This window comes from Paenibacillus sp. FSL F4-0087 (genome assembly GCF_038020215.1).
Classification (GTDB): domain Bacteria; phylum Bacillota; class Bacilli; order Paenibacillales; family Paenibacillaceae; genus Paenibacillus; species Paenibacillus taichungensis.
Map to the genome: position 1 here is coordinate 454,854 of NZ_JBBODJ010000001.1, position 26,466 is coordinate 481,319.

At 46.4% G+C, this 26,466-nt stretch carries 26 protein-coding genes; 13 read left to right on the forward strand and 13 right to left on the reverse strand.

The genetic code is table 11. The features are described from left to right. The first annotated feature begins 164 nt into the window (after positions 1–164). Positions 165–1,601: a hypothetical protein gene (locus tag MHB84_RS02135; protein WP_076289416.1), complete on the forward strand. Its 1,437-nt coding sequence runs from the start codon at positions 165–167 to the stop codon at positions 1,599–1,601. Between the two features lie 13 nt (positions 1,602–1,614). Here MHB84_RS02135 and MHB84_RS02140 read toward each other — a convergent pair whose 3' ends face one another. From MHB84_RS02140 to MHB84_RS02150, 3 genes are all read right to left on the reverse strand, one after another. Next, positions 1,615–2,205, reverse strand: a complete 591-nt coding sequence (locus MHB84_RS02140) for a DUF4269 domain-containing protein (protein ID WP_076289415.1) — start codon at positions 2,203–2,205, stop codon at positions 1,615–1,617. A gap of 21 nt (positions 2,206–2,226) precedes the next feature. Beyond that, on the reverse strand, positions 2,227–2,433 hold the full coding sequence (locus MHB84_RS02145) for a YwbE family protein (protein ID WP_063564738.1): 207 nt from the start codon (positions 2,431–2,433) through the stop codon (positions 2,227–2,229). 126 nt (positions 2,434–2,559) lie between these two features. Beyond that, a complete protein-coding gene (locus MHB84_RS02150; protein ID WP_076289414.1) occupies positions 2,560–3,030 on the reverse strand; it encodes a hypothetical protein in 471 nt (156 codons plus the stop codon). Positions 3,031–3,231: 201 nt separating this feature from the next. Between MHB84_RS02150 and MHB84_RS02155 the strand changes: the two genes are divergently transcribed. Next, entirely contained in the window at positions 3,232–3,867 is a 636-nt protein-coding gene (locus MHB84_RS02155) for an HlyD family efflux transporter periplasmic adaptor subunit (RefSeq protein WP_076289413.1), read from the forward strand. 8 nt (positions 3,868–3,875) lie between these two features. After that, a complete protein-coding gene (locus tag MHB84_RS02160) occupies positions 3,876–5,417 on the forward strand; it encodes a DHA2 family efflux MFS transporter permease subunit (RefSeq protein WP_076289412.1) in 1,542 nt (513 codons plus the stop codon). 100 nt (positions 5,418–5,517) lie between these two features. Here the strand turns inward: MHB84_RS02160 and MHB84_RS02165 are convergent, their stop codons facing one another. From MHB84_RS02165 to MHB84_RS02175, 3 genes are all read right to left on the reverse strand, one after another. Next, positions 5,518–6,294, reverse strand: coding sequence for a polysaccharide deacetylase family protein (locus tag MHB84_RS02165; protein WP_076289411.1), 777 nt, complete (start codon positions 6,292–6,294; stop codon positions 5,518–5,520). A gap of 67 nt (positions 6,295–6,361) precedes the next feature. Then, positions 6,362–7,300: an aldo/keto reductase gene (locus tag MHB84_RS02170; protein ID WP_076289410.1), complete on the reverse strand. Its 939-nt coding sequence runs from the start codon at positions 7,298–7,300 to the stop codon at positions 6,362–6,364. A gap of 88 nt (positions 7,301–7,388) precedes the next feature. After that, the gene (locus MHB84_RS02175) at positions 7,389–9,413 is read right to left on the reverse strand and encodes a Na+/H+ antiporter (protein ID WP_076289409.1); all 2,025 of its coding nucleotides are present in this window, start codon (positions 9,411–9,413) and stop codon (positions 7,389–7,391) included. A 215-nt stretch (positions 9,414–9,628) separates the two neighbouring features. On the opposite strand from MHB84_RS02175, the gene MHB84_RS02180 reads away from it, so the two are divergent. Continuing rightward, positions 9,629–9,928 (forward strand): hypothetical protein, encoded by a 300-nt coding sequence (locus MHB84_RS02180; protein ID WP_076289408.1) that lies wholly within the window; start codon positions 9,629–9,631, stop codon positions 9,926–9,928. An 84-nt stretch (positions 9,929–10,012) separates the two neighbouring features. Here the strand turns inward: MHB84_RS02180 and MHB84_RS02185 are convergent, their stop codons facing one another. Continuing rightward, complete coding sequence (locus MHB84_RS02185; RefSeq protein ID WP_076289407.1) at positions 10,013–10,495, reverse strand: MarR family winged helix-turn-helix transcriptional regulator; 483 nt, start codon at positions 10,493–10,495, stop codon at positions 10,013–10,015. A 189-nt stretch (positions 10,496–10,684) separates the two neighbouring features. Between MHB84_RS02185 and MHB84_RS02190 the strand changes: the two genes are divergently transcribed. Next, positions 10,685–11,209, forward strand: coding sequence for an NAD(P)H-dependent oxidoreductase (locus MHB84_RS02190; protein ID WP_053783691.1), 525 nt, complete (start codon positions 10,685–10,687; stop codon positions 11,207–11,209). 252 nt (positions 11,210–11,461) lie between these two features. Then, entirely contained in the window at positions 11,462–12,568 is a 1,107-nt protein-coding gene (locus tag MHB84_RS02195; RefSeq protein ID WP_076289406.1) for an FAD-dependent monooxygenase, read from the forward strand. A gap of 160 nt (positions 12,569–12,728) precedes the next feature. On the opposite strand, the gene MHB84_RS02200 is transcribed toward MHB84_RS02195, so the two are convergent. Together MHB84_RS02200 and MHB84_RS02205 are read right to left on the reverse strand one after the other, a co-directional pair. Further along, positions 12,729–14,822 (reverse strand): acyltransferase family protein, encoded by a 2,094-nt coding sequence (locus tag MHB84_RS02200; RefSeq protein ID WP_076289405.1) that lies wholly within the window; start codon positions 14,820–14,822, stop codon positions 12,729–12,731. A gap of 513 nt (positions 14,823–15,335) precedes the next feature. After that, a complete protein-coding gene (locus MHB84_RS02205; RefSeq protein ID WP_076289404.1) occupies positions 15,336–15,896 on the reverse strand; it encodes a flavin reductase family protein in 561 nt (186 codons plus the stop codon). Between the two features lie 271 nt (positions 15,897–16,167). Here MHB84_RS02205 and MHB84_RS02210 point away from each other — a divergent pair, with 271 nt between their 5' ends. After that, positions 16,168–16,800 (forward strand): LysE family translocator, encoded by a 633-nt coding sequence (locus MHB84_RS02210; RefSeq protein WP_076289403.1) that lies wholly within the window; start codon positions 16,168–16,170, stop codon positions 16,798–16,800. Between the two features lie 98 nt (positions 16,801–16,898). On the opposite strand, the gene MHB84_RS02215 is transcribed toward MHB84_RS02210, so the two are convergent. Further along, positions 16,899–17,708, reverse strand: a complete 810-nt coding sequence (locus MHB84_RS02215; protein ID WP_076289402.1) for an HAD hydrolase family protein — start codon at positions 17,706–17,708, stop codon at positions 16,899–16,901. Positions 17,709–17,826: 118 nt separating this feature from the next. On the opposite strand from MHB84_RS02215, the gene MHB84_RS02220 reads away from it, so the two are divergent. Together MHB84_RS02220 and msrA are read left to right on the forward strand one after the other, a co-directional pair. Then, on the forward strand, positions 17,827–18,477 hold the full coding sequence (locus tag MHB84_RS02220; protein WP_341142996.1) for a Crp/Fnr family transcriptional regulator: 651 nt from the start codon (positions 17,827–17,829) through the stop codon (positions 18,475–18,477). Positions 18,478–18,528: 51 nt separating this feature from the next. Next, positions 18,529–19,044, forward strand: a complete 516-nt coding sequence (gene msrA / locus MHB84_RS02225) for a peptide-methionine (S)-S-oxide reductase MsrA (protein ID WP_076289735.1) — start codon at positions 18,529–18,531, stop codon at positions 19,042–19,044. 53 nt (positions 19,045–19,097) lie between these two features. Here the strand turns inward: msrA and MHB84_RS02230 are convergent, their stop codons facing one another. After that, a complete protein-coding gene (locus MHB84_RS02230; protein ID WP_256716825.1) occupies positions 19,098–19,748 on the reverse strand; it encodes an HAD family hydrolase in 651 nt (216 codons plus the stop codon). A gap of 232 nt (positions 19,749–19,980) precedes the next feature. On the opposite strand from MHB84_RS02230, the gene MHB84_RS02235 reads away from it, so the two are divergent. The 3 genes from MHB84_RS02235 to MHB84_RS02245 all read left to right on the forward strand — a co-directional run bounded on the left by MHB84_RS02235 (position 19,981) and on the right by MHB84_RS02245 (position 24,206). Continuing rightward, positions 19,981–21,741, forward strand: a complete 1,761-nt coding sequence (locus tag MHB84_RS02235; RefSeq protein ID WP_076289399.1) for a DEAD/DEAH box helicase — start codon at positions 19,981–19,983, stop codon at positions 21,739–21,741. Positions 21,742–21,743: 2 nt separating this feature from the next. After that, positions 21,744–22,973, forward strand: coding sequence for a YqhG family protein (locus tag MHB84_RS02240; RefSeq protein WP_076289398.1), 1,230 nt, complete (start codon positions 21,744–21,746; stop codon positions 22,971–22,973). Between the two features lie 333 nt (positions 22,974–23,306). After that, on the forward strand, positions 23,307–24,206 hold the full coding sequence (locus tag MHB84_RS02245) for a hypothetical protein (RefSeq protein ID WP_143764700.1): 900 nt from the start codon (positions 23,307–23,309) through the stop codon (positions 24,204–24,206). A gap of 94 nt (positions 24,207–24,300) precedes the next feature. Here the strand turns inward: MHB84_RS02245 and MHB84_RS02250 are convergent, their stop codons facing one another. Then, on the reverse strand, positions 24,301–24,525 hold the full coding sequence (locus MHB84_RS02250) for a YqzE family protein (RefSeq protein WP_076289396.1): 225 nt from the start codon (positions 24,523–24,525) through the stop codon (positions 24,301–24,303). Between the two features lie 195 nt (positions 24,526–24,720). On the opposite strand from MHB84_RS02250, the gene MHB84_RS02255 reads away from it, so the two are divergent. Further along, the gene (locus MHB84_RS02255; protein ID WP_076289395.1) at positions 24,721–25,494 is read left to right on the forward strand and encodes an N-acetylmuramoyl-L-alanine amidase family protein; all 774 of its coding nucleotides are present in this window, start codon (positions 24,721–24,723) and stop codon (positions 25,492–25,494) included. Here MHB84_RS02255 and MHB84_RS02260 read toward each other — a convergent pair. Continuing rightward, on the reverse strand, positions 25,469–26,416 hold the full coding sequence (locus tag MHB84_RS02260; RefSeq protein ID WP_256716823.1) for a divergent polysaccharide deacetylase family protein: 948 nt from the start codon (positions 26,414–26,416) through the stop codon (positions 25,469–25,471). The genes MHB84_RS02255 and MHB84_RS02260 overlap by 26 nt on opposite strands. Between the last annotated feature and the right edge of the window lie 50 nt (positions 26,417–26,466).

A 26,466-nucleotide genomic window follows, 5' to 3' on the forward strand; every position in this document is an offset into this window, starting at 1 on the left:
GACTTGCACTTCTTGGCTTTAGTACGTGTTCGAGGGCCCATGCTCTAATTAGTTCTCCATCTGTAAAAAAAATCCTTCTCCATCCTCCACGAACGCCCGGTGATGACATGCATACGATATATCACTCCTTGGATTGACACCAAGGATGTAAGGAGGCATGTCCGATGAATATTCAACTCGTCCCATTGCATTATGTATATCTGGCATTTATCGTCTTGATTATCGCTGTCATGGTACGGCGTAGAGACACAACCATCATTTGTGTCGCAGGTATCATGACCATTGGACTCCTGGCAACTGAAACATTAAGCGGATCGGTTTCCGGAATCTTCAACAGTTTTATCTACGCAGCCAAGGAGCTGCTCAGCACCATTTTTATCATCTCGATCATTGTTGCAATGAGCCGGGTGTTAATTCGGACAGGGATCAATGAAGTCATGGTGACACCACTCACCCGGTTCATCCGTTCTCCACAGGTCGCCTATTGGGGAATTGGATTCATTATGATGATTGTATCATTGTTTTTCTGGCCCTCTCCTGCCGTTGCCCTGGTTGGGGCTGTACTTCTTCCGGTAGCCGTACGAGTCGGACTTCCTCCCATTGGCGCTGCCATTGCCATGAATCTGTTCGGTCACGGCATTGCCTTATCAGGGGATTACATTATCCAAGGGGCACCCAAACTGACAGCTGATGCAGCTGGCCTTCCCGTTACCGCTGTTATGACTGCAAGTGTCCCACTTGTCATAGTGATGGGGACGGTGTCTACCGTAACGGCATTCTGGATGCTGCGCAAGGAGATGAAGTCAGGTTCCCACGTTAAACTCAGTGATCCGATCTCTGGTGAAGCAGTAACTGTTCATCCACCTTCGTCAGACTCTGCGCCGATTTCCGAGGAGCCAGCCGTTCAACGTCAAGCAATTCCCCCACGTTTGCAAAAGGCATTCGCTCTGATCATCCCATTGTTATTCTTAGTCGACGTCATTCTGATGTTTTTACTTAAATTACAAGGCGGTGATGCCACAGCACTAATTGGTGGAACGGCCGTGCTCATTCTGATTGCCGTATCACTTGCCGCGCATCGTCATACAGGTCCGGAAGAAACAACAAACTATTTAATTGAAGGATTTCAATTCGGATTCAAGGTGTTTGGTCCTGTCATCCCGATTGCCGCTTTCTTTTATCTTGGGGATGCTGCGATCACAGAACTGTTCAACAACCCGCTTCCTGCTGGATCACACGGTATTGTGAATGATTTGGGGGTTGCTCTTGCAGGGCTAGTGCCATTGAATAATACGGTAGGTGCTATAACGATGACTGTGACCGGAGCGGTCACGGGAATGGATGGTTCGGGGTTCTCTGGAATATCCCTGGTCGGCTCCATTGCGTCCATGTTTGCAGGATCGGCAGATTCTGCACCTATATTGACGGCACTGGGTCAGGTCGCCGCCATATGGGTAGGCGGTGGGACCTTAATTCCATGGGCCTTAATTCCAGCTGCGGCCATTTGCGGAGTCAGTCCATTTGAACTGGCACGCCGCAATTTGAAACCTGTACTGTTGGGGTTAACCGTTACAACTATTGTGGCTATCTTTCTAATCTAATTGCTTAACCGTGCTATTCGAACTGAAAAGACGTACGCAAGCGTGCCCATTGCCAAAGCTCATCCTTGCTCATTGAGGCCAGATGAAGCATCTCCTCATAAGGGTCTCCCTGAAGTCCCAGGACCGCAGCGAATGCAGGCTCCGTCTTCCAGCCTTCCAGCTTCAATTTGCGAATCTCCCGATGTCCTGCTGCACCCCAGAGTTGCAATAATTCCCACTCTACCAACATGTGAATATAAGCATTCTGCTTGCGTACAGATAGGGATTGAGCGAAAATCTCTATAGGCCAGTTTCCAATTTCCATACTACAGGTCACATAAGGACGCTGGCCAGCACGGCCATCCCCCCGGTCGCATCGAAAACCCTGCATTCCGCTTAGTTGTTGGTACACCAAGGTTTCGAACGCCTTCAGATCCGCTGCCTCACATAATAGATCAAGATCACTTCCGGGAATATCAATATCAATTGGCACTGTTCCAGCCGGATAAGGCTGGTAAGCAGCCAATATGCTGAACAATCCACTGGATTGCAACACCTTATACGCATCCTGCTGACGCTCGTTACCCGAGGCCAGATGTGCCATTACATCCGTAGTTGTAATCATGTCACAACCTCGGGAAGCGGCTCATTCCGACGCTCCTGTAACGACTTGTTTCACTCGTCCCACCTGTCCACTGGTCAAACGTACTTTGATCCCATGCGGGTGTGTGGGCGATTTGGTCAACAAATCCTTCACGATACCGCGTGTCAGTTTGCCTGTCGGCTGATCTTGCTTGAGCACGATATCCACTTCAAGACCCGGTTTGATATTTACTCGTTGTTGTCCATTCATGGTTTTCTCTCTCCTCTTCAACGTATTCCATGTCATGTAGCCATAATTTACAAAGCTTCATCTATTGTAGACGTTTTGAATTGAAAACGAAAGCCATGTCCCATGTTCAAAAACATAACTGAACTGTTATTTTCGCTTTGGAGAGGGATCAGAAGATTTGCTTTTCATCACTTTCAGAGCTGATCGATAGACTTCATCTGCACTCTGTTCAGGTTCTTTTGTCTCCGTCAGCACCGTTTCGTCTTCCACTTCGGCAGGTTTACGGAAATGAAGCAATGCTTGGCGATAAGCTTGATCACCATCTGTAGTCTGCGTCTCTCTTTTCTGTGGTGAAGGGGTCACTTCCGATGTAGAATCCATCTGATGAATCTCCGTTTGCCTATGATCCGCATGTTCCAAAACCTCTGCATGCTCTGCCTCTGCGTAAATTCGGTCTTCCTTCCGGGCTTGGTCTTCTTCATGTAGTAGGACAGGCCCTTCATCCACTTCTGCTATTTTGGAAGCTCGTGCTTCTGCAGCCTTGCGGGACGATCTGGAGTTATATATCATCAGAAACACAACCCCGATAACAACGATTACCGCCAAAATGATCAACATATGAGCATCCTCCTTATCATCCGCCTGTAGGCAGCCTTAATCAATATATTGGTGCCCTATTCTGCGAATAATATTTCATCTTGTTTCGTATAGAGCGACAAAGTAGCGGGAATGCTCCAAACAGGATTGTCAGCAGAAGACTTTCAACACCTAGCGAAGAGAATGTTTACAGAAAACCGAATTGAGGAGGGAATGATCAGCATGAATTCACGTGCCATTTTGATCAATATCATTGTTATACTGGTGATTTTGGGAGCCGGGGCCGCCGGGATCTACTATTACAACCAATCCACCAGTTACGTTAAAACCGATAATGCGCTTGTTGCCGGGCAGCCGATCTCCGTGGCTTCCGCAGTAGGCGGTGAGCTTAGATCCTGGAAAGGTAAGGTAGGTACAACATTTAATGCAGGCGATACCGTTGCCACCGTTACCGCTGCGGGAAAATCAACATCCGTGACAATGCCGGTTGATGGTACCATTGTACAACAGACCGCCGTCGAAAATTCACTAGTATCTGCGGGTACACCCCTCGCACGGGCCTATGATTTCAATAACCTGTACGTGACGGCCAATGTGGACGAGACCGCGATTGATAAAATTAAAGCGGGTCAGATCGTCGATGTATATGTCGATGCTTTTCCGGATACGACATTGACAGGCAAAGTAGACCAGATCGGACTTGCCACTGCGTCCTCCTTTTCGCTGCTACCGTCGTCCAATACCAATGCGAATTACACTAAAGTAACACAAGTCATCCCGATCATCATTACGATCGAAGGATATAAAGGACTGGGTGTGGTTCCCGGCATGAGCGCTACCGTGCGCGTTCATATTTAAGGCTGCTGATGGATAATCAAGTACCTCTTGGAAAAACCATCGCTGTCCTGCTGCTCGGCGCCTTTATCGCCATTCTGAACCAGACTTTGCTCAATGTAGCCATCCCCCATCTGATGAATGACTTTAACGTATCAGCAACGACCGTGCAGTGGCTGTCCACAGCCTATTTGCTGGTGAACGGGGTACTCATTCCGATTACCGCCTACTTGATTGAATCGTTCGGAACCCGCAAATTATTCGTGACTGCGATGCTGTTGTTTACGTTAGGTTCGTTGATCTGTGCCATCAGTCCTGGATTTACGGTGATGCTCATCGGTCGTATCGTACAAGCCAGTGGGGCTGGTATTATTATGCCTTTGGTTATGAACGTGTTTCTGACTGTTTTCCCTCCTGAGAAACGGGGAACTGCCATGGGCACGATGGGCATTGCCATGATGTTTGCTCCAGCCATTGGCCCGACGTTATCTGGATGGATCGTGGAACATTATACATGGCGGATTCTGTTTTATATGGTCATCCCGCTTGCCTTGCTTGATATTTTGTTTGCCTTCATTTGGCTGAAAAATGTGTCCAAACTTACTTCGCCGAAATTTGATGGTTTTGGCGCTTTATTCTCCACCATCGGTTTCGGCTTTCTACTATATGGATTCAGCTCTGCCGGAGATAAAGGCTGGACCAGTGCAACTGTGCTGTTGACACTGATTATCGGCGTGCTCTTCATCGTCTTCTTTGTACTCAGAGAAACGGCCATGAAGAACCCTCTGCTAGAATTTCGTGTATTCAAATACGATATTTTCACCATCTCAACGCTGGTCAGTGCAACGATTAACATGGCACTCTTTGGCGGAATGCTGCTGTTACCGATCTATCTGCAAAATATAAGGGGATTCTCTCCCCTGCAATCCGGATTGTTGCTGCTGCCTGGTGCATTGCTAATGGGCGTTATGTCTCCCATCTCAGGAGCGCTGTTTGACCGGATTGGCTCTCGCCCGCTTGCCATTGTCGGTTTGATCATTACCGCCATCTCAACCTTTGAGTTTAGCAAATTGACGGGGGAGACGCCCTATGGTCACATCATGATGCTATACACGTTTCGTAGCTTCGGCATGTCCATGCTGATGATGTCTGTACAGACAGAGGGGCTAAATCAATTGCCGCCTCATCTCACCAGTCATGGTACGGCCATGTCCAATACGGTCAGACAGGTCGCTGGTTCGATCGGGACCGCCCTGCTCATCACCGTGATGGCGACACGTGCAGGTATTCATTTGGCGGATTACAGCAACACCGTGACCACAACCAATGTCGCACTGACAGAACAAGTGGGTATACTCGGCACGCAGATGGCTACTGCGGCTGGAATGCCGCCTGAACAAGGTTCAAGCCTTGCATTACAGCAGCTCTATGGTATCGCTGTTCAGACATCAACGATTGAAGGCATTAATGATGCTTTCATTGTAGCGACCTGGATTTCAATCATTGGTCTGTTTCTCTCATTATTCCTGCGGCGAGCTCGCTCCCGTCCTCGTAAAGTCAAGCCTGAACGCTAAAATGGCCTTGGGCAAACCATACCTACCCTATTTAGATAAAACGAAATAATAAAAAACCGCACGTCTCTTCAATCCAGAGACGTGCGGTTTTTGGCTTGTACTATGGATGCTGTGGTAAGGATGAATTGTCATCCTTTGCAGCCTCTCTCGCCTTAACGGCAAGCAGTTCCGATACAGTTACAAAACGATAACCTTGTTCCTGCAACTTGGGCAGAATCGTTTTTAGCGCAGCAACCGTCTGGGACTTGCCCTCCACCTTGTCATGAAACAGAACAATATCCCCGTTACGTGCGTTCTTCAGCACTTTGTTCACAATGGCGGATACACCTGGTGAAGCCCAATCACGTGTGTCCTGATGCCAGGACCATAGCACAATCGTATAGCCTTGCTGCTTGGCGACCTGAATGACCATGTCATTGTAATAGCCTCCCGGGGGTCTAAACAACGTGGGACGCTGCGCCCCTGCTCCAACAATGGATTTCTCCGCTATGTTCATTTCGTGGCTGTACTTGTCCGCCCTTGTTGACCTGACCGCGTACGTATGTGCATACGTATGATTGGCGATTTCATGTCCTTCCCGTTGCTCCTGCTTTATCAGATCAGGAAATTTTTCCGCCCATTTGCCAAGCACAAAAAAAGTGCCTTTGGCCTGATACTGCTCGAGTAAAGCCAGAATCTGCGGGGTCTGGACCGGATCGGGCCCATCGTCAAAGGTAAGTGCGATGAGTTTATCATGTGTGGGAACCTCCCACACAATCTCTCCCCGTTCCTCATAATACTGTCGATTCTTCTGCACAGGTTTGGCGTAGGCAGAGCTACTTCCAAGCAAAAAAACAAGCGCACACAATCCGATGCATCGGGCTGCCTTCAGGTTCATGTTTATGTCCTCTCTTTATCTTCAAACGTAAACTCCCTGTTAGCATTTCCCGATTCACCAGAACTATTTAACGAAATATTTGATCAATGACTGCAATTTCCTCAGCTGTGAGCTCAACATCCAGTGTTTTCAGATTGTTGATGACCTGCTCCGGTTTCTTGGCACCAGGAATGAGCGCATCAATGGACGACTGAGTCAGATACCAGGCTAGAACGAGATGTGCGACCTCAGTGTCCTTGGACTGTGCAATGCTGCGTAGTTGTTCCACCTTGTCCAAATTCTGAATAAAGGCTTCCCCTGTGAATAACGGGTTCTTCGCCCGCCCATCCTGAAAGGTTGTATTCCGATTATATTTGCCACCCAGCAGCCCTGCTGCCAGAGGGAAGTAAGGTACAAAAGAAATGTCATGCTCTGCCGTATAAGGCAGCAATTCTTTCTCCGCTTCTCTTTTGAACAAATTATATTCAGACTGCAGTACATCCACAGCTCCATCCTGATTCGCCTCACGCAACTGGTCAATGGAGAAGTTAGAGACTCCGATGGCACGGATTTTACCTTCGTCCTTCAAACGTTTCAGCGCCCCTACAGCCTCATCCTTCGGTGTATGTTCATCCGGGAAGTGAATATAAAACAAGTCGATGTAGTCTGTCTGCAGACGTTTCAATGCCTCATCAACCGAGGTTTTGAGGAAAGCAGGTGAGTTATCAAAAACTACCTTGCCATCCACGAATTTATGTGCAGCTTTCGTTGCAATGATGGTATCTTGGCGCTGCCCCGTTTCTTTCAGCACTTCACCAATTAACCGTTCTGAATGCTCAGGTCCATAGATGAAAGCAGTATCCAAAAAGTTAATGCCCTGTTTCAAAGCCGTACGAACAACATCCTTGCCTGTTTCATCATTCAGCATATTCGGATAGATGTTATGTCCTCCTACTGCATTTGCCCCCAATCCAATCGGGTTAACAATCAGATCGGTTTTGCCCAAGCGAGTACGTTGTTCTGCCATGTCTCATCCATCTCCTTTTCTGAGCGTTAGTAACTCACATATATTATATCAAAGGATTAAGCATATTTAAAATATCGGGTTTATCGGATTAGGTGTTTTTCAGCGCAGTGGCTTCCACGTCATTAATGAATCGACGGAGTTTTGCAGCCACATCGCGGTTAATTTCACCATTTTCGTATAGCTGCTGTATGGTATTGCGCTGCTCCTGCATGGCCACCATTTGCAATTCCAGCTTTTCCTGATCAAATGGATCTTCCGTTTTGCCCTGGTTCCAGGTGCGTAATTTGGCAATAACCCGCTCATATCTAGAGATGACCGACAGAGCCACAATCCGGTTACTATCGTTCATGTTTGCACGAATCGCCTTGATCGCCGCTTCAGAGGTACGCATCTTCACTTGACGGAACAGATCCGCATTCTCAATCATAAATGGCTGATCCGGCTTTTTTGAACGATTCATAAACACATGACCAAACACGCGTCCAATTTCACTGAGCGAGAACATCATCTGGGTATTCGTACGGTTCGCAAGCATCATTTCCTTCCGATCCAACCAGCTGTTACATCTAAACGCGGCTTCCGAAGCAATTACATTTTCATCCATCATCTTCTCAATCTCTTTACGTTCAGCCCGCGTAGCGATGAGATTTATTGCTGTTTCCTGTTTCAAAATGTCCTTGCGCTTACCGGCAGTAAGCTCGCCAGCCGCCTGCCTGATATATTTCGACAGATCGGAAACAACCGCAAGCGCAGCAGCTTTGTTCTGGTCGTTCATTTCCGACTTCACTGCACGAATGGCAGCATTCAGCATAATATCCTGTGCTTTTCGTTCCGTCGTTTGCGGTGTACCTTCTTCCGCTTTTTCTTCGTTCTTCGCAAGAATAGGAAGAAATACACTTGCAGCAATCAGAGTGAACAGAATCACACCTGCCGCCAGGAATATGATCAGATCCCTTTCCGGAAAAGGAGACCCGTCTTGGAGAACATACGGGATGGAGAAGGCCCCCGCCAATGTTACAGCCCCTCTCACACCCGAAAGAGTAATGATCGTAATTTCTTTCAGCCGAGGCTTCCCGCTAGACAACGCCTCACCGGAATTTTCATTACCTTTCCAGAACAGATAGATCCAGACAAAACGAAGCACCAACAATAGCACTGAAATAAGGCCCACATAGCCGAGTACTTGGAGGTTATCAAACGAGACATTCTCGAAGATGGTACTCAGTACATCCGGGATCTGTACCCCCAAAATGACAAAGACCAATCCGTTCAAAATAAATAAAATAACTGACCAGGTACTGGCAGATACCACCTGCATCTTCAGTTGTACGGACTCGGTCCGGTCTCGCTCAATTGCATGAATGATCCCGCCTGCGACGACCGCAAGAATGCCCGAAACACCCACCTCTTCACTTACCAGATAGATGACGAAGGGCGTAAGAATTTGCAATAACATATGAATGGTGACATCTTCCATCCCCAGACGCCGAATCCAGACACCGAGTCGGATCAACAAGAACGATAACAAGGCACCAATCAGCAACCCGCCAATCGCGATAAGTATAAAACTAAATGACGCCTGAGCCAGGGAAAACACCCCTGTAACCGTGGCGGCAATCGCAAATTTGAATGCAACCAGACCGGATGCATCATTCATCAATGCTTCTCCCTCAAGAAGCCTATGTATGCTCTTGGGTAAATGCACACGACCTGCCATAGCGCCTACTGCCACAGCGTCTGTCGGGGACAGAATTGCTGCGAGTGCAAAAGCCGCAGGAAGCGGAATGGTTGGAATGAGCCAGTGAATGGCATATCCTGCCACGACAACCGTAACAAATACAAGGCCCAGGGCCAGCAAAAGGATGGGTGCTCTTAGATTCCACAGCTCGTGCCTCGGTGTTCGCTTCCCGTCGTTGTACAGCAACGGAGCGATAAAGAGCACGAAAAACAATTCCGGATTCAGTGGCAGATGCACACCCGCAGGTAATAGTGCAATGGCTACACCGAGAACAATCTGAATCAACGGAACGGGGATAAAGGGTACAAACCGGTTCAAAATATTCGATAAACCGATCAGTACCAGCAAAACAAGCACGGCGATAAATAGTTCCATGATGACAATCCCTTTCCGAAAAATGAAGTGGTGAAAACCATTTTGTATAGCCTTATTTTAGCATAAACCAAAGTTTATTATAAAAATGTTGTCATATTCAATCCCCGTCTAATGCGAATGCACAACAGTCCGATTGCAGATTTCTGATTGATTCTATTTATAAGATGTTACAATATGCTCAGGACAATACCCGTTTGGAAAGGAACTTGGTGTCTATGGCATTTGGAATTAAACGACAGGAACTGACCGAGTGGAAAGAACGTGTATCTCGTGGCGACCTTGCCTATCTCACTCATTTCTGGATCGACAACCGTTTTCCGGGCATTACCAGTGTGACCAAAGTAGGCTGTTCGGATCTGAAACGGCTTGAGGATTGGTGTAGAGAGCATGAACTCGACCCACGTTATATCCATCGGCGTCAGCCTTTTCCCCATTTTGACCTGCTCGGTAAAAAACAGAAGGAAATTCTGATCCAGGAAGGGCTGACCGATCACATTCAACGCTTCCATCTCTGACTGGAAAAATTAAAAGCCAGCCTTCAAGATTCAAGTCCCAAAACGGGCTCTTTCTTGAAGGCTGGCTTTTTACATCCCAAATATTTAGCGATGCGTTTGTTCCAACGTTTTCATTTTCTCTAACAGTTTTAGCTCAATTTTCTTCAGCATGCCAAACATCTGCAGTTGTTCCTCTTCCGTAAGCGCCTGCAAAAGTTCCCATGTCATTCGACCGCGATTATTAATTAACGTTTTTGCAAGCTGCTGCCCATCTTCTGTTAAGGATAACCATACAATTCTTCGGTCCTCTTCACTGCGCACCCGCTGAATCAGACCTTCGCTCTCCAGTTGATTCAGTACAATTGTGGTTGCTCCAGAAGATAGACTAAGTTGTCTGGCCACATCTACAGCCATGCAGCGTTCTTCACGTAAAATCATGCCCAATATATGACTTTTCGTCGGGTTCAATTTGCAGTTTGTTTCATTCTTTTGCTGCTGATCCAATACTTTATTTTTATATCTGAAGAAGGCCTCCAACAATTGATCCACATTTGCCAATTGAGAGTTTCGCTCCGTATCCGGGCTCATAAACGTTCCTCCTACCTTTGATCATAACCTACCTTATATTGTAACATATTTGTACTATTTTGTTTGTGAAAAATGCGCTTGTTTCCCAGAACCCTTTACTTGTCTGTAAAGTTCATGCTTATTTTGCGGTTTCATGTGACAAGCTACCTTATAGCATGAACAGATAACCACACAAGGAGGAATCAAGCAATGAACATTTATATTGTTTTCGATAGTGAAGGCGGGCATACACGAGCGCTTGCCGAATCGATTGCTGCTGGCGCAGCCAGTGTGCATGGTGCAACCGTTCATTTGCATTCCACAGAAGAAGCCGACATCTACAAGCTGGTGGAAATGGACGCCATTATCTGGGGCTGCCCCGGACATTTTGGCTCCATCAGCTCCGGGTTGAAAAAGTGGATCGACAAGCTGGGCTACCTCTGGGCAGAGGGCAAGCTTGTCGACAAAGTCGGTGCGGTGTTCTGTACCATCGCGACCGAGCATGGTGGACTGGAGTCAACGTTGATTCATTTGCTGACACCGATGCTCCATCAGGGCATGATTATTACCGGGCTACCTGGCAACTTTGCAGATAACGCATTATATGGCTCCTATTATGGTGTTGGAGTGACTTGTCCGGTGGACAGTGATGATCTGCTCAGCGAACAGGGCATAGCACTGGGTAAAGCTCTGGGAGAACGCGTGGCTCGCATAACCAACCGATTGATCACATAGAAATCAGAGTATTTCACATAAAAGAAATTGCTGTTCTTATCAAGCCTGCGCTCATAAGCTAAAAAGCAATACCGCAGGCTTGAACTCCTCTTCCTGTATAGAAATAGAATGATTCTGTTGCAATATTGGATTGAATTTGTTTATAATAACGTATATCTTTAAAGTTACTTTTAGTTACTTAATGATTTTTATAAATCTGTTATTATAAAGTAATACGATATTCATCCATTATATTGCAAGGGAATTTTACACATGAATCAAAATACGCATTTAAAAACTGACGTTTGTATTGTCGGAGCTGGTCCTGGTGGGGCTCTACTCTCATTCCTGCTGAAACGACAGGGAATATCCACCATTCTGATCGAGCGCCAGCCGCACCTGCTTAAGTCGTTTCGTGGCGAAGTACTTAATGCAGATGGTGAACATGTATTGAATAAGCATGGGTTATACTCTTCTGTTACCCAGCGTGGCGTGCTGCCCCTGGAGCAAATTCAATACTGGGAGAATGGTCAGATCATCCACACCATTTTCCCTGGCAAGCAAGAATCCCATGTAGGCATTCATGTGCCGCAGGATCATCTGCTTGAAGTCATCGTGTCACAATCACAGCAACAGAGAAACGAACAGGTTCTTTATAATACGGTTATGACTGGATTGTTACGAAATAAGGCTGACCATACGGTTGGCATCAACATTCGGCAAGAAGGACGGCCTGCTTCCATTGAAGCAGCGGTAATCGTTGGGGCAGATGGCAGATATTCAGCTGTACGCAAACACGCTGGTCTGACCCCGGATATCCGCAAACATGGATACGACCTGTTATGGGCTCGCATTCCTGCTCCAACAGGCTGGGAACCTGCTGTTCGAATGGCCAGTATGGATGGTCAGCAGTTGGCGTTATTCTCACAATTCGGAGGATACGTGCAGATTGGATGGAACATTCCGCAAGGGTCCTTCTCCAAGTTGCGTGAACAGCCTTTTGCTCCCTTTGTACAGAAACTCGTGGCGGCCTTCCCCTGTCTCGCTGATTCGGTAGCTCAACATATCCAGACATGGAGTGATTTTGTTTTGTTATCCGTAGAGAGCAGTTTCGCCGAATTATGGGCGCAGGACAACGTGGTCTTGCTTGGTGATGCCGCTCACACGATGACTCCAACGGGCGCTTTTGGATTGAATGCAGCATTGGAAGATGCAGACGTGCTCGCTGAGCTACTCATTGATATGGCCGCCGATCAATTCACTTCTACAGAACGACTGCAAGAGCTGCAGGCCAGACGTGGAGAAAAAGTGAAGCAGCAGTTGGCTAGGCAACTGGAAATGGAGTCTTCGTTCCAGCAGCGGTACGAATCTTTTCAATAATGATGCGTGTATTCAAGCACCGCGTAATCAACAAACAGCCGATGACTCCCAGTTGGGAAGCATCGGCTGTTTTGTTCTTTGTGGAGTTAACCTGAATGTCTCTAATTTGGGTCCGTAAACATTCATGAATTTATAAATAAATGAATAGATAAGTTCTGATTTATTTCATACTGTCTTTCACAAGTGCTGCAAAAGCTTCCGAACCTTCCTTCGTTAGATGTACGCCATCTTTTTCGAAATATTCGTCATGCCCCTCGCTTGCAGTGTGCCAATCAATAAGAGATACATTGCTATAATCGGAAGCAGCTTCGTTCAGTGCTTTATTCACGGTTCGTTCCCATGGGCGAGGGACTCGCACGGTAACCAGATAAACATGTTCTTCATCTTTCAAATAATCCAGCACAGAATTCAGACTTTTGGAATTAAAGGAACCGTTCGTTCCAAGCTCCAATACGACCTGACTGCCCATTTGGTTATTTCTCTTCAGGCCATCCAGTACATCGGCAGCTTCCCACATCTGACGGCCGATATGACCATCCACGTGCACACCCGATATGGTTTGTTCAAGGTAAGGCTTGGCGTCCAAAATAACCGAATCTCCAATGACCGTATAGTGAATCTTGCCGTCTTTGGCTGGAGGAGCTGTTTCCTCTTGTTCTTTGGACGAATCTGACGTATTTACAGGATCCTCTGGATGTTCATTACCGTTGTCTTCTGGATTTCCTGGATTGTCGGTGCTGCCTCTGGGTTTACCAATAGCGTGGTTCGAATCGCCAGGAGTTGATCCTTTCTGCTCACCTGAGATTGGTTCCTCCGATTTGGGAGCATTATCTGGCTTCACCGTTTGCTGTTCTTCTTTGCCTGCTGGATCTCCAGCGTTCGCCGCTGGTTTGTCGTTTTTCTGAGGCGCAGGTTGATTGTCAGCCCCAGAAGTGCTCACTGTTGCTGGAAGAACGTCCTGCCCTTTTTCCTCCGTTACGGAATGTTCTCCATTCAGCGTGGCCGACATTGATACCGAATGGGAATCAGAATTCGCTGCAGACGTAATCATCATCTGTGACACCGTAAAGCACATCAACAGAATGCTCATCAGCAAGCCAGCTCGCTTCCACCATACGTTGCGAATACCTGTTGTATTGCGCCCTCTTCCCCATAACCGGGACCAGGAATCACGAAATCCGTTATGACGTATTGGATTTTCAATGTATTTAAGTGACAAGGAGGCCAGTGCAACCGTTGCTGCAACCTGCAAAACCATTCGCACAGGATGTGCTCCACCCGTGTCTACCGTTGGACTCGTTAGAATAATAACAGGATAGTGCCACAAATATAAACCATAGGACCTTTCCCCAATCCAGCGCAATGGCTTAGCGCCAATGAGCCTTGCCAGGAAAGATGATGGATGAGCCAGTACAGCTACGAGCAATGTCGTCGCTATGGCCTGAAGTACCATTCCTCCTCGATACAATGAAGGGTCGTACTCGCTGCTATTCAGCATCATGTAGATTAACCAAGCAAGCGCAGCTAAACCTAACGCATCCAGGACAAGGCGATTGATGCGGGCTAGGGATGACGATAGCTTGCGACTCGGCCATACCACGGCCAGTGCAGCACCAGCCAGTAGAGCAAATGCTCTTGTGTCTGTTCCATAATAAACACGGCTCGGGTCCAGATCCGGATTATACATGATGGCCATTGCACCAGCAGACAATTCAGCTGCCACGACAATAAAGACGACCAGCCATCCCTTTCTTTTGAACAAAATGATTGCTGCTACCAGTAGAAGGGGCCATACAATGTAAAACTGTTCTTCCACAGCCAGCGACCAGAAATGCCCAAAGGGTGATGGAGGGCCGAAACTTTCGAAATAGGAAACGTTATGAAAGATATACCACCAATTGCTTATGTATAATACTCCCGAGACAATGTCACCACGCAACGCAGCGAGTCGAGATGGATCTGTGCAGAGCAACCAAATCATCACCACTGCTGTCATCGTGATCATGCCAGGTAACAAGCGCCTTACTCTTCGCACCCAGAAATCACCGAGCGATATCCGGCCTTGCTCCTGCCATTGTGTCAAAAGAATGTCTGTAATCAAATACCCTGATAGAACAAAGAAAATGCCTACACCGAGCAAACCACCCGGAATAAAACTTAAATTCAGATGATACCCTATGACTGCAAGCACAGCGATGGCTCGCAAACCATCCAGTCCGTTCATATGCCGCTTGCTTTTTAACGATTGTGACATGCGAGCCCCTCCTTGACAATGTGAGTCGACATCATCCATGTCTGGGGCGTTCGAGAACTCCTTGTGGTTCTGGTTGTCATTAACATACGTATTGCACCTTCCATCATTCATTTACAACATAAAGAAGACGAGTTACTTAACCATGATGTTTATGATTACGATTTCTTTATATCTTTGTTGTTATCTCCCGTTTAGCATTATACGCCCGAAAGATTATTCACAAATTACAGCAATAGTTACAATCCAGTGAAACGATGTAACCTTTCCTGCCAAGCATATATAGCTGTAAAATCATACTCTAATTTTATTGTTAAATACAGCATTTTTCATGGAATGGCTAATATTACCTTGCCTTTTATTTCATATATGAGCAGATCCTTCTGAGGGTCTGGAGTGTACGCTTGAGCCAATAGGAAAAGGCTGCCGACTTGCTCAGCAGCCAATAACCATTATAAACCTATCTCTTGCCGGATTGAAAGTTTTGCTCATAAATGCATCTTGTTGCCTAGGACCCTAGAGGTAAAACGGATGAACCTTCTCTTCCGCACTCCCATCAAGAATCCGATAAGAGGATCGTCCTACATACATTGGAATCTGCAATTTGTCCAGATTAACCATTCCATTTTCTAAGAAGTATTCCGGGTCTTGATACCGCTGTACCACTTCACCTGCAATCAATTCATGATCCCCATATGTTGTGATATCGATTACCTTGCACTCGTAAGCAAAATAAGCTTCGGTCAGAATGGGTACATTCACTTTGATTCCTTCTTCGTATGTAATCCCGAATTTCGAGAATTTGTCTGTGTCTCTTCCACTGAAGGTTCCCGCAGCCTGAATCCACTCCGAATGATGACCCGGAAGGAAGTGTACCCCGAATACTCCACTCTGCTCAATCAATTCATAAGAGTACGTTTCCTTCCTCAGCGATATCCCGTAAATTCCGGGAGACGATCCAATATAGGTATGCCAGCCTGAGGCCATCACATTCTGAATCCCCTTATGACGGGATGTCACTACCGCCACCATGCCGGGATACGAATAAAACATAGGTTCATCTATCGGTTTTCGCATCTGATCACCTCTTCGTTTTCAATAGGCCCATGAGATATAATAGGCTTTTTCTCATCCATAATTATACAATATAAGTAAAGGATGAAAAAGAATTACTTCCTCCATCGCTAATCACTATTTGAATATACGAAAATATTACCGAAAACGGGGCCACTGCTGTATTTCACCAATTATTTTTCTCTTGATATTCGAAGATAGGTGTATTAAATTAAAAAATACATTTTTACTATACATCAGTAAGATGAATCAACTGAGATGAAAGGATTGTGAAATGGAAGTTTATCTAAAATATTTCTTGATTGGTCTTGCCATTGCCATGCCAGTCGGAGCAATTACTGTAGAAATGACAAAACAAGGTTTAAAAAATGGGTTTATCCATGGATGGGCAGTTGGTCTCGGCGGTATGACAATTGATGTCACGCTTATACTCGCCATGTACTTTGGCTTCGCTTCTGTACTGGCCTTGCCTTACGTGCAGATCCCGCTTTGGCTGGTAGGTGCAGGATTTTTGGCCTATCTGGGCTACGATTCCATTAAAAATGCGGATAAAGATATTACACCCGCAGACGAAAAGACTCAGAAATCATTCTTTAGTACATATCGCAATGGGTTGCTTGTCGCCGTATCTCCAGGGAATTTGATTTTTTGGGTTTCCGTATTCGGTGCAGTGTTATCTGATTCCTATAGCTCATCACATTCAGGCAGCTTTGCTATCGCAGCATGCGGCGTAATGAGTGGTATTCTAATTCATGATCTAGGGCTTTTGTCGGTGGTGTCTGTCACCAGAAGAGTGATGAGTCGCGCCATGATTCGCTGGGTCTCCGTCATAGCCGGAATACTACTGTTTGGATTTTCCCTATACTTCCTCTATGAGTTCATCATGGGGATCGTCGGTTACGTTTAGAAGAGAGATGCTTGTTATGTGAAGAAGGAGTCCACCACTGGCGGACTCCTTCTTCATTTTATTGATTATCTCTAATGAATGCTAAATCCCAATAGTGATCATCCTGCCGCAATGTTTTCGACTTTTACCCTAACTTTGCCAAATACACTTCCCTCTTCTTCCAGTCTTTCTGCAATTTCAATGATTTTGTCGATGACATTCTTCTCTTGGCTCTCTACCCTTTCACTCGCAATCTGAGCAAGCTTCTCATGTTGCCCAACGCAAATGGAACGACTGGCATACTCAAACATGGGAATATCATTCGCATCATTTCCAAAAGCAATAAAACCATGGGGAGAGACCCCAAGTGCTTGCAAACCTGTCCATTTATTCACACCCTTAGGACTAATATCAATGATGTTCTCTGTTCCATGCATGTATGTAACCACAGGAAGGTTGTGCAATGCCTCCAGCATCTCCTGGTGGTTGCGGCTGCTTAAGACCACTACCTTCACTATCTCGGTTAATTCCTCCAGCAGCACGTTCTTCGCTCTGCACTCGGGGTCCAGATTTCTTCGAATGGGATGCTCCGGCTTACCTGAATAACAGTAATCCCATTGACAATCAATGAGATACTCTGCTTCATGCTGCTTCAATAACGCCAGTATATGGTCAGCAATAGATGCTTCCAAATAAACTGTGGAAATCTCAAGCCCGCTGCGATACACAAATCCTCCATTACCGCCTACCAGCGGAAATTGCTGCATATGGACAGGCAGTATAGGCAATAAATCACGAATCGGTCGTGCAGATGCAAAAATAAGTTCATGACCTTTCTCCACGAGACAGTCCAATGTCTGAACCATTTCTCTGGTTAACGGTTTCCCTTGAAAACAGATGGTTCCATCCAGATCAAATACAAACTTCATCATCATTCCCCCTCGTTTTTCTAATCATATCAAGTTCATATATAATGAAAAGGACCGATGTCCATTCGAGGTGAAAAAAATGAAAATGTACAGGGGATACGAAAAGATAGAACCTTATATGTCCCTTTTTAATTTGGAACAAATCTTTGCTGACGCAGCTTTGCTTCCCATTCAGCTTCGGGAGTATGATTCAGATGAATATGTTCTTACGGAAGGCGATGAGCTAGAAGGGCTTTATTTCCAAGTGGAAGGTCTGACCAGAGTCTCCTCAAGTGTTGAGACTGGCAAGTCTCTTTTGCTGCGTTTCTGCCACCCCTTATCCATTTTTGGTGATATTGAATTGATTCAGAAAGTGGCTGTACAATCACAGGTTCAAGCTGTACAGCCCTCCAAATTCCTGTTTATAGACATACAAACCGTTGAACGAAACTTAATGCAGGATTATCGTTTTTTGAATGAATTACTTAAACATCTGTCCTATAAATTGCAGACATGTACAGCGGCATCCCGAATCAACTCACTTTCCTCCGTTGAAGAACGGTTTGCCATCTATTTGATGTCCACTCGTCTACCCAAAGAGTTTGGCAAAGAAATTAGCACGCCTCACATTCCAGAAATAGCATCCGTAATCGGTACAACGCCCCGTCACTTAAATCGCCTCATTCAGAAACTGTCCGATCTGGAAATCCTGTGCAAAAAAAGAAAAGGGTTTGTTGTGCTCGATTGGGAGCGGGTGGATGAACTATCAAATGGATTGCGTTATGACTAGCTTTCATAGTAATCTTGATTAAACACAACTGAGAAATGGGGAATAGCAGTGATTGAAAAAGCAACGTTTGCCGGGGGATGTTTCTGGTGTATGGTAAGTCCTTTTGAAGAGCAGCCCGGCATTCACGGGATTATATCCGGATACATGGGTGGAACCGTAGAAAACCCTACATATGAACAAGTGTTGACCGGGGAAACAGGGCATTTGGAAGTCGTGCAAATCTCGTTTGATCCAGCCATTTTCCCATATGAGAAATTGCTTGAGCTGTACTGGCCGCAGATCGATCCTACAGATGCCACGGGTCAGGGTAATGATCGCAAAAGCCAATATCGGGCTGCCATCCTGTATCACAATGAAGAGCAACGCCAATTGGCCCTGAAATCACGAGAGGAACTGGCCAAAACAGGCCGATTCGATAAACCTGTCGTTACTGCTATTGAGGAAGCATCCGTATTTTATCCGGCAGAAGAATATCATCAAAATTTCCATCGCAAAGATCCGAAATATTATAAAGAATCCCGAATTTATTCCGGACGCGATGAAATTATCAAAAAATATTGGAGTTAACTTCTTTAAATCATAAAGCGGCCACATGGGCCGCTTTTTTTGTTGCATCCATTTTACAGTACATCGATTAAAGCCTTCAACTCCTCAATGCTATCAATAACCCGATCCGCCTGAGCTAGCTCATCGGCTTGAGCAAAGTCAAAATTACATCCAATGGAAATTAATTTATTATCCTTCGCAGCCTTAATGTCAGACAATCGATCTCCGATAACCATCCCATGAATGATCTTATATTTCTCCACGATGGAGCGTACGAGATCAGACTTATTTTGTGATGAAATCTGCTGTATGCTGAATGTTTCCTTTACCCACTCATTCAGATGATAATAGTTTACGATGGCATTCAAGTATTCGATTTGTCCATTACTCGCTATGTATATCGGTATACTCTTCTCTTTGCAGTAGTGAAAGAACTCTTCTACGTACGGGTACAGGGAACCATGGCCTGCGTCGATATTCGCAATCAACTTCTCATGAAACCATTCATTTGCTTGTTGTCTAATCTGGTCCGAGTATCCGGGCAATAAATTCTCCCAGACGACGGGCAGAGGAACTCCCATAATCTCACGGTACTTTTCTATTGGTGTATTCTGTTCCCACAATCCCTTTGATCTCAGATGATTAAAAGTGTCATGCAGAGAAGTCTCCAATATTCGATCTGTCTGAAATAACGTACCATCCATATCAAAAATCAATGAAAGCATAAACAGATTCTCCTCCTTCATATTCAGGATATAGTTTGAGACATAATAGTCACTCTACTTAAGTAAAGTGACTATTCATCAACATACGTGAATACCTATCATTTTACAACCCTTCCAGACTTTCTGATTGAAATCACCCCTTATTCCAAGGTTGGTTATGAACTGCCTCTCATTCGTCCATACTATTACCTACGAATAAACCGTCATCACGAATGGCAGGGGAGGAAGCACCATGAACCGGAAAAACCCGCATCAAATTAATCAACCTGCAGCAGAACTACCCGTTCCGCTTGAATTCGATCGCAGCTGGATCACCCAACTGGAGTCCAGACTCGATAAAGGCGGCCCTTGGGGCGATTACAGACTCTTTCAACTTGGCATTCAAGCGGAAGAGACGAATCTGATTCCCAACTTTGATGAAATCCAATGTCTGAAGCATTTACAGGGACTCACCCCTCTTCCACACCAGATGGATACTGCACGCAGAGTACTGTTTGAAATGTCAGGTCGTGCCATTCTCGCCGATGAGGTTGGACTTGGCAAAACGATTGAAGCCGGCCTGATTTTGAAAGAATATATGGTTCGTGGACTCGTATCCAAAGTGCTCATTCTCGTGCCTGCGTCCCTTGTACTGCAATGGGTTCGGGAGTTAAATTCCAAATTTGGCATCCCTGCGGTTGCACAGAAAAAGGCGTATTCCTGGCAGAACGAAATTGTGGTTGCCTCGATGGATACAGCAAAGCGTGACCCTCATAAAGATATGCTGCTGAATACGGATTACGACATGATTATTATCGACGAGGCTCATAAACTCAAAAATAAAAAAACGACCAACTATCAATTCATGCTGAAATTAAGGAAAAAGTACTGCCTGCTGCTTACGGCTACACCGGTGCAGAATGATATGAGCGAGCTGTTCAACCTCATTAACCTGCTCAAGCCGGGACAGCTTGGCCGTCAGGGTGATTTTGCAGCCAACTTTGTCGTCGACAAACGCATTCCGAAAAATCAGGAGCAGCTCAAGGATGAGTTGTCCAAAGTCATGATCCGTAACCGTCGCGGTGAAGGACCTGTTCAATTTACCAAACGGAACGTGTCCAATGTGAATTTGCAGCTTTCTCCTGAAGAACAGGCCCTTTACGATGGGGTGACTTCCTTTGTGAAGGATCAGTACCAGGAAGCGGGCGGCAATCTGAGCAGCATGCTTTCCCTAGTGACGTTGCAGCGCGAAGTATGCAGCAGCCGGGATGCGGTGTTTGTGACGTTGGTCAATCTGTCGAAGAAGCTTCCACTGGACTCCCCACTGCGGGATAAGATTTGGGAGCTCGTTGCTCATATTAAAGCGATCAAGGAAAATACCAAAGCGGAAAAAACGATGGAACTTGTTCGTGACATGAATGAGAAGGTTATTATTTTCACCGAATATCGTGCCACGCAGGAGTACTTGCTCAATTATTTTCGCAACAACGGCCTGACCGCAGTTCCCTACCGGGGCGGCATGAACCGGGGTAAAAAAGACTGGATGATGGATCTCTTCCGTGGCCGCGTACAGGCAATGATTGCAACCGAGGCGGGCGGTGAGGGTATCAACCTGCAATTTTGCCATCACATGATCAACTTCGACCTGCCCTGGAATCCCATGCGTGTTGAGCAGCGGATCGGTCGCGTTCACCGATTGGGACAGCAGAATGATGTAAACATTTACAACCTTTCGACGACCGGCACAATCGAGGAGCATATTCTGAATCTGCTTCATGAGAAGATCAATATGTTCGAGATGGTCATTGGTGGATTGGATGTCATTCTGGAGCGGCTTGAGAAGAAGGAGTCAATCGAAAAAAGTTTGTACAAAATCATGCTTGAATCACAAAACGAAGAGGATATCCGCCGTAAAATGGACTCGCTTGGACAATCGCTGAACTCCATTCAGCGCGAAGTCGCAGATGAGGCACCCGCCGTATCCGGGCTTGATATTCGTAAAGGAGGTCTCTGATCATGACCATGTCACCCCATGAAGTGCAGGCGTATGTGCTCACTTACCTGGAAACACTTGATTGTCAGATTATGGAGCGTTCTCCTGCCCATGTTACGGTAAAGCTTTCACCTGAAGCCGACAAGGCGTTAACCAACCGTCCGTATTATTGGGGATTTGTGGAGCGAACCGGCGCACCTGCGGAGACGATGTCCTTTACATTCGTCTTTGATCCGGATGCCTATCAGCAAGCTTTGGAAGCTGAAGAAGCAAAAGCTGCACAGTTAGCACCACCAGCCTCACCAGGTGCCGATCCCGGTACCCCCGAGGCTCCCAAAGAGACTATTCTAGGTCGATACTTCGGTATTGTCCCTTCTCTGCCTCAGCTGGGACCCGGACGGATTTTGAAAGAAGATGTTGTATATGGCAGCCGCAGGTTGCAGCAGATCTTCAATGCAGCGCGTGAAGGTGGTGCGTTCGTGAACCTGTTTGAACAGGCTGCAAAAAGGCAATTGCGCGCTACCGCACCAGCAGTATACGAGCCATGGCTTGGGGTGTGTTTTAAAGTAGAATTTGCCTGTGATCTGAAAAAAGAGGAACTTCATTTTATCGGCATCTCCCTCAGAACAGGGGAAATTGTCGAGAAGTTCGGCTCGAAGCTGAACAGGCGTGACCTTAGCCCAAGGCTGGCTGAGAATATGCACGTACAGACTGCCAAAGTATCGTTATCTGATGCCGGGGCAGCTCTGGAATCGCATTTGACAAACCGCTTGCTGGAACTCGACTATAGCTGGGCAGAGAAAGCCAAAGAACGGCTTGATCTGGAGCTTGCTGTTGTCGACACGTACTATGAAGCAGTTCTTAGAGAAGACACTCCTGAGGTCGACGTCGACGTAGATACAACCTCTGCCTCCAGCACAGACGGTTCAACGGATCAGGAATATGCAGGGACCGGATCATCTGCTCCAATTCAGACTTCCCGCTCCGGCCCTTCCCGTATCCAGAATGCACGTCTGCAGCCCGTTGAATCAACTAATGTGACAATCGGATCAGATGTCGAACTCGCTGCTGAAGCTGCTGCTGTTCAGGCAGAACCAGAAACGGACCCGGAACAGGATAAAGCCCGCCAAGCGGTCATGGACCGGGAAGCCATGAAGCTGCAATACGAGACACGCCGTACCGAGATGATCTGGCAATATGAGACCAAAGTAAAGGTGACTGCGATTAGCAGTGGCATGTTTCATTTAAGATAGACGACGAAGACACTACTTTTCCCGCAAATGACGGCAAAAGTAGTGTTTATTCATGAGTGGCATCCCGACAGGTTGCAGCAACCTTTGCATAACCTGTCCTCTAAAATGGAACTAGAAACGATCAAGCAGCGAAAATGGAGTCCGTTTTGTCAGGATATGTACCCCAGAAAAGTAGGTGTTAGCATGAAACGACCCTTCCACAAGGGATGGAACGTGATTCGCCGAATAACCGGAATTGTAATGTGCCTTCTATGTGTAATCACCTTGCTCCCCTTATTACAAGCTGAAGGTGCCGGAATTCAAAATGCATTTAGATCCGTACTCCCCACTACAATGGCTACAAGTACGGCGGAACTTCATTCCGACACACTGGCTCCTGATGCAGTACAACAATTTGCTCGAGAGCAAGCCATCATTCTAAGTACTGAACATGAAGAGAACCATTGGGATCATGCCCAATTGGACTTTTATCCCCTCGGTCCAGGCACACGTAGCTGGTTGGTATACGCTAATGTTGGACAGTCACCCGTTGGTTATATGATCATTTCAGCTAACGACCAAGGACAATTTCAACTTAGCGAGTATGGTCATGGAGAACAACGACCGTACAACTTTTCCTTGTTGGACCAAGCTCTGAATCGGCAGCAACTGGACTTGAAGGAGCTAATTACTAACGGAGGAGGGCTTCAATTACGCTATGCGCCTCCCCTGCTCACTTATTGGAAAGTGGAAAGACCTAACGATGATGCAATCTATATTGACGCAACCAATGGCGATACCTTGCCAACGGGTGTTCTGAATGCATTGGATAGGGACTCACAGCAGGCTACGAAACGAATGAAGTCCATAAGGTCAATATCTGTACAAGCTGTCGTGATAACGCCCGAAGATTCACTACAAGTCTCCTCGTTGTCCGTTGACTCCATGGATCTGCAACCTCTGTTTGATCCCGCGGACAATCTGTTATGGATCACTTCAAAAGCACTTTCGATAAGCGGCGTAAAGACATTGAATCAGCAATGGAAAGAGCATAAAAAGATCGTTTTCTCTGCAGATCAGCAAAATGTCTTGTATGGTGGGCCTTTGCCTGTCAGTGGTTATCAGATCTGGCGTGACGACCGTGGAACCGTTCAAAAACAATATGTAGCTATTGGCGGGAATACTTCGGTAAGACGATTTGTACCTCTTCAGACCTTGCTGCGCGACGGGCATTTCTATGCTGTGAAACCGTGACCGATCCTCACAACAAATAAGACGCCTTCCTCTAATTCTTGATAGGAATGCGTCTTTTTCTTTGGAAGAAGCTACTACTACGCTGGTTCTTTGATTAACCTTTACCTGAAGAGCTTCGTTTCTGCATTTTCCCCTGCGAATCCATTGCTTTTTCCTTTTTCCCAACCCATAGAGATACGGCAAAAGGAATCATTCCAAACCATTTCATTGTCCACGGCTCTTTGGCTTTGGTGCGTCCTTTACGCTCATCCTTCGGAGTATCGATATAATGAACAACTCGCTCTGTAATGTATTTCACCAACTCATCACTTTTGGCCATAACCTCTGCCTCCCTTAGCTCCGGCAAAGCCGGGGCTTATGTTATTTCTATTGTGTGCAGAAGGGATCATCAATAAACATTTTTTTTGCTGCAAAGAGTATGAAAAACAGAAGAATGCACAGTCTAATGCCAAAGGTATCCATCCACTCACTTCTTAGCATAAGATGCCTATTTCAAGAAGGAGCGTGTATTCTCATGTATAAGCTGCTGGCCGCATCGATGGCATTGCTAATCAGCATCAGTTCCATCCCTCTAACCACACATGCCAGTGCGGCGACATTCGCCCTGACCGACCTGCCTACACTGCATTCACATCGATCGCCCATAAGCCCATCCATGCTGCCGGTAACCGATGGAGATGCCTATCACTCCACTCATCATGCGTTTGCAGCACCTGTCATCCTTCTGGACGTTGGTCATGGCGGTATTGACGGTGGAACAACAGACCATGGTGTACTGGAAAAAGACATCAATCTAGCCATCAGCCAAAAGGTGTATCTCCTGCTTCGCAGCAAGGGTTATGCAGTCATCATCAACCGACTCGGCGATTATGCGCTGAGTGACGAGAATCGCTGGTTAAACAGTCGCTCACGCCATCGCAGAGATTTGGCTCAACGCAAAAGCCTTAGCGAAGAGGTTAGTACCGACATCGTCGTCAGCATCCATGCCAACTGGAGTCCAAGATCAGCTGCGCAAGGCCCTGTTGTTTTACATCAGAACGAAGGACGAAGCTACATGCTCGCAAGCTCCATTCAGAATCAGCTAAATCAATTGTACGAGACAGAGCGCGATGTTGTATGGGGCAAGCCCTTTTACCTGTTAAATCATGTGAAGCAACCCGCTGTAATTGTTGAAACCGGATTTCTGAGCAATGCACATGATCGCGCAATGATCAGCGACCCAAGCGAACAGAAACGGATTGCACAGTCCATTGCTAATGGCATTATTTATTATCTGTCGGCAGTTTAGGCTCTGCTTGCCAATGCCACACATCTCGAACCAGATCGCTAATACCGACGAACTCAATCTGATCTTTGAGCCGAGATACGGATTCATGGACGATAGCAGAGGTATTTAATCCGGTATGGCCAACGTGACCAATCACTACACACACATCTTTGTCGAAAGCACGTTGGGCTGCCAAATCCATTTGCTTGCGTATTTGTTGTTTGGAATTGTGGTCATCCAGAAAAATATCGTTGCCGACGGGTGGCATGTTTTTGGTGATGGCCAATTCCCCTACCACAGAGCGAAAATTGGTTCGACTATCCACAAAAAACAATCCACGTTCTCGACATACATCCAATACAATGGACATGATGCGTTTATCAGACGTAATTTTGGAACCCATGTGGTTGTTCATGCCGACGGCATAAGGAACTTCATCTATGGCTTTCTCGACTCGTTCACGCACTTCTTCATCCGTCAGATTGGATGTGATCGCTCCTGGACCGAGCCATTCCGGTCTGCCCTTTTTGGGCTCCATTGGCATGTGAACAATCACATCCATTCCTTTTTCATGTGCGGCAATCGCATCTTTCTTCGTCGTTGGCAAGAATGGCATCACGGCCAATGTGAGTTTAACCGGGGTCGCCAAAATTTCAGAAGTCCCTTTCATGTCATTCCCCGCATCATCAATGATGATCGCCATTCGTTTACGCTGCGATTTGTCTGTCGGAGTTGGTGATATCTTACCTGAAGTTGAACCAGGTACTTGTGTTGAGGTCAGCTCCGTTAACATTTGCTCTGGGGTTTGCCCTGAAGGAATATGTGGTTCCGCACTGCTGGCAGAGAGGCCTACACCGTAAACCATGAATATCGTACCTGTGAGTACCACTGACATTTTAAATTTCCAGGTGCTGGACCACCCTTTTCGTCCGGCCTTATTCATCCATCGTTCCCTCCTTTGTTCTGTCCCATCATTATTTGAACAATGAAGGG

Coding starts and splice junctions, on each gene's coding strand:
- MHB84_RS02135 (WP_076289416.1), top strand. CDS start 165: ATGAATATTCAACTCGTCCCATTGCATTATGTATATCTGGCATTTATC.
- MHB84_RS02140 (WP_076289415.1), bottom strand. CDS start 2,205: ATGATTACAACTACGGATGTAATGGCACATCTGGCCTCGGGTAACGAG.
- MHB84_RS02145 (WP_063564738.1), bottom strand. CDS start 2,433: ATGAATGGACAACAACGAGTAAATATCAAACCGGGTCTTGAAGTGGAT.
- MHB84_RS02150 (WP_076289414.1), bottom strand. CDS start 3,030: ATGTTGATCATTTTGGCGGTAATCGTTGTTATCGGGGTTGTGTTTCTG.
- MHB84_RS02155 (WP_076289413.1), top strand. CDS start 3,232: ATGAATTCACGTGCCATTTTGATCAATATCATTGTTATACTGGTGATT.
- MHB84_RS02160 (WP_076289412.1), top strand. CDS start 3,876: ATGGATAATCAAGTACCTCTTGGAAAAACCATCGCTGTCCTGCTGCTC.
- MHB84_RS02165 (WP_076289411.1), bottom strand. CDS start 6,294: ATGAACCTGAAGGCAGCCCGATGCATCGGATTGTGTGCGCTTGTTTTT.
- MHB84_RS02170 (WP_076289410.1), bottom strand. CDS start 7,300: ATGGCAGAACAACGTACTCGCTTGGGCAAAACCGATCTGATTGTTAAC.
- MHB84_RS02175 (WP_076289409.1), bottom strand. CDS start 9,413: ATGGAACTATTTATCGCCGTGCTTGTTTTGCTGGTACTGATCGGTTTA.
- MHB84_RS02180 (WP_076289408.1), top strand. CDS start 9,629: ATGGCATTTGGAATTAAACGACAGGAACTGACCGAGTGGAAAGAACGT.
- MHB84_RS02185 (WP_076289407.1), bottom strand. CDS start 10,495: ATGAGCCCGGATACGGAGCGAAACTCTCAATTGGCAAATGTGGATCAA.
- MHB84_RS02190 (WP_053783691.1), top strand. CDS start 10,685: ATGAACATTTATATTGTTTTCGATAGTGAAGGCGGGCATACACGAGCG.
- MHB84_RS02195 (WP_076289406.1), top strand. CDS start 11,462: ATGAATCAAAATACGCATTTAAAAACTGACGTTTGTATTGTCGGAGCT.
- MHB84_RS02200 (WP_076289405.1), bottom strand. CDS start 14,822: ATGTCACAATCGTTAAAAAGCAAGCGGCATATGAACGGACTGGATGGT.
- MHB84_RS02205 (WP_076289404.1), bottom strand. CDS start 15,896: ATGCGAAAACCGATAGATGAACCTATGTTTTATTCGTATCCCGGCATG.
- MHB84_RS02210 (WP_076289403.1), top strand. CDS start 16,168: ATGGAAGTTTATCTAAAATATTTCTTGATTGGTCTTGCCATTGCCATG.
- MHB84_RS02215 (WP_076289402.1), bottom strand. CDS start 17,708: ATGAAGTTTGTATTTGATCTGGATGGAACCATCTGTTTTCAAGGGAAA.
- MHB84_RS02220 (WP_341142996.1), top strand. CDS start 17,827: ATGTCCCTTTTTAATTTGGAACAAATCTTTGCTGACGCAGCTTTGCTT.
- MHB84_RS02230 (WP_256716825.1), bottom strand. CDS start 19,748: ATGCTTTCATTGATTTTTGATATGGATGGTACGTTATTTCAGACAGAT.
- MHB84_RS02235 (WP_076289399.1), top strand. CDS start 19,981: ATGAACCGGAAAAACCCGCATCAAATTAATCAACCTGCAGCAGAACTA.
- MHB84_RS02240 (WP_076289398.1), top strand. CDS start 21,744: ATGACCATGTCACCCCATGAAGTGCAGGCGTATGTGCTCACTTACCTG.
- MHB84_RS02245 (WP_143764700.1), top strand. CDS start 23,307: ATGGCTACAAGTACGGCGGAACTTCATTCCGACACACTGGCTCCTGAT.
- MHB84_RS02250 (WP_076289396.1), bottom strand. CDS start 24,525: ATGGCCAAAAGTGATGAGTTGGTGAAATACATTACAGAGCGAGTTGTT.
- MHB84_RS02255 (WP_076289395.1), top strand. CDS start 24,721: ATGTATAAGCTGCTGGCCGCATCGATGGCATTGCTAATCAGCATCAGT.
- MHB84_RS02260 (WP_256716823.1), bottom strand. CDS start 26,416: ATGAATAAGGCCGGACGAAAAGGGTGGTCCAGCACCTGGAAATTTAAA.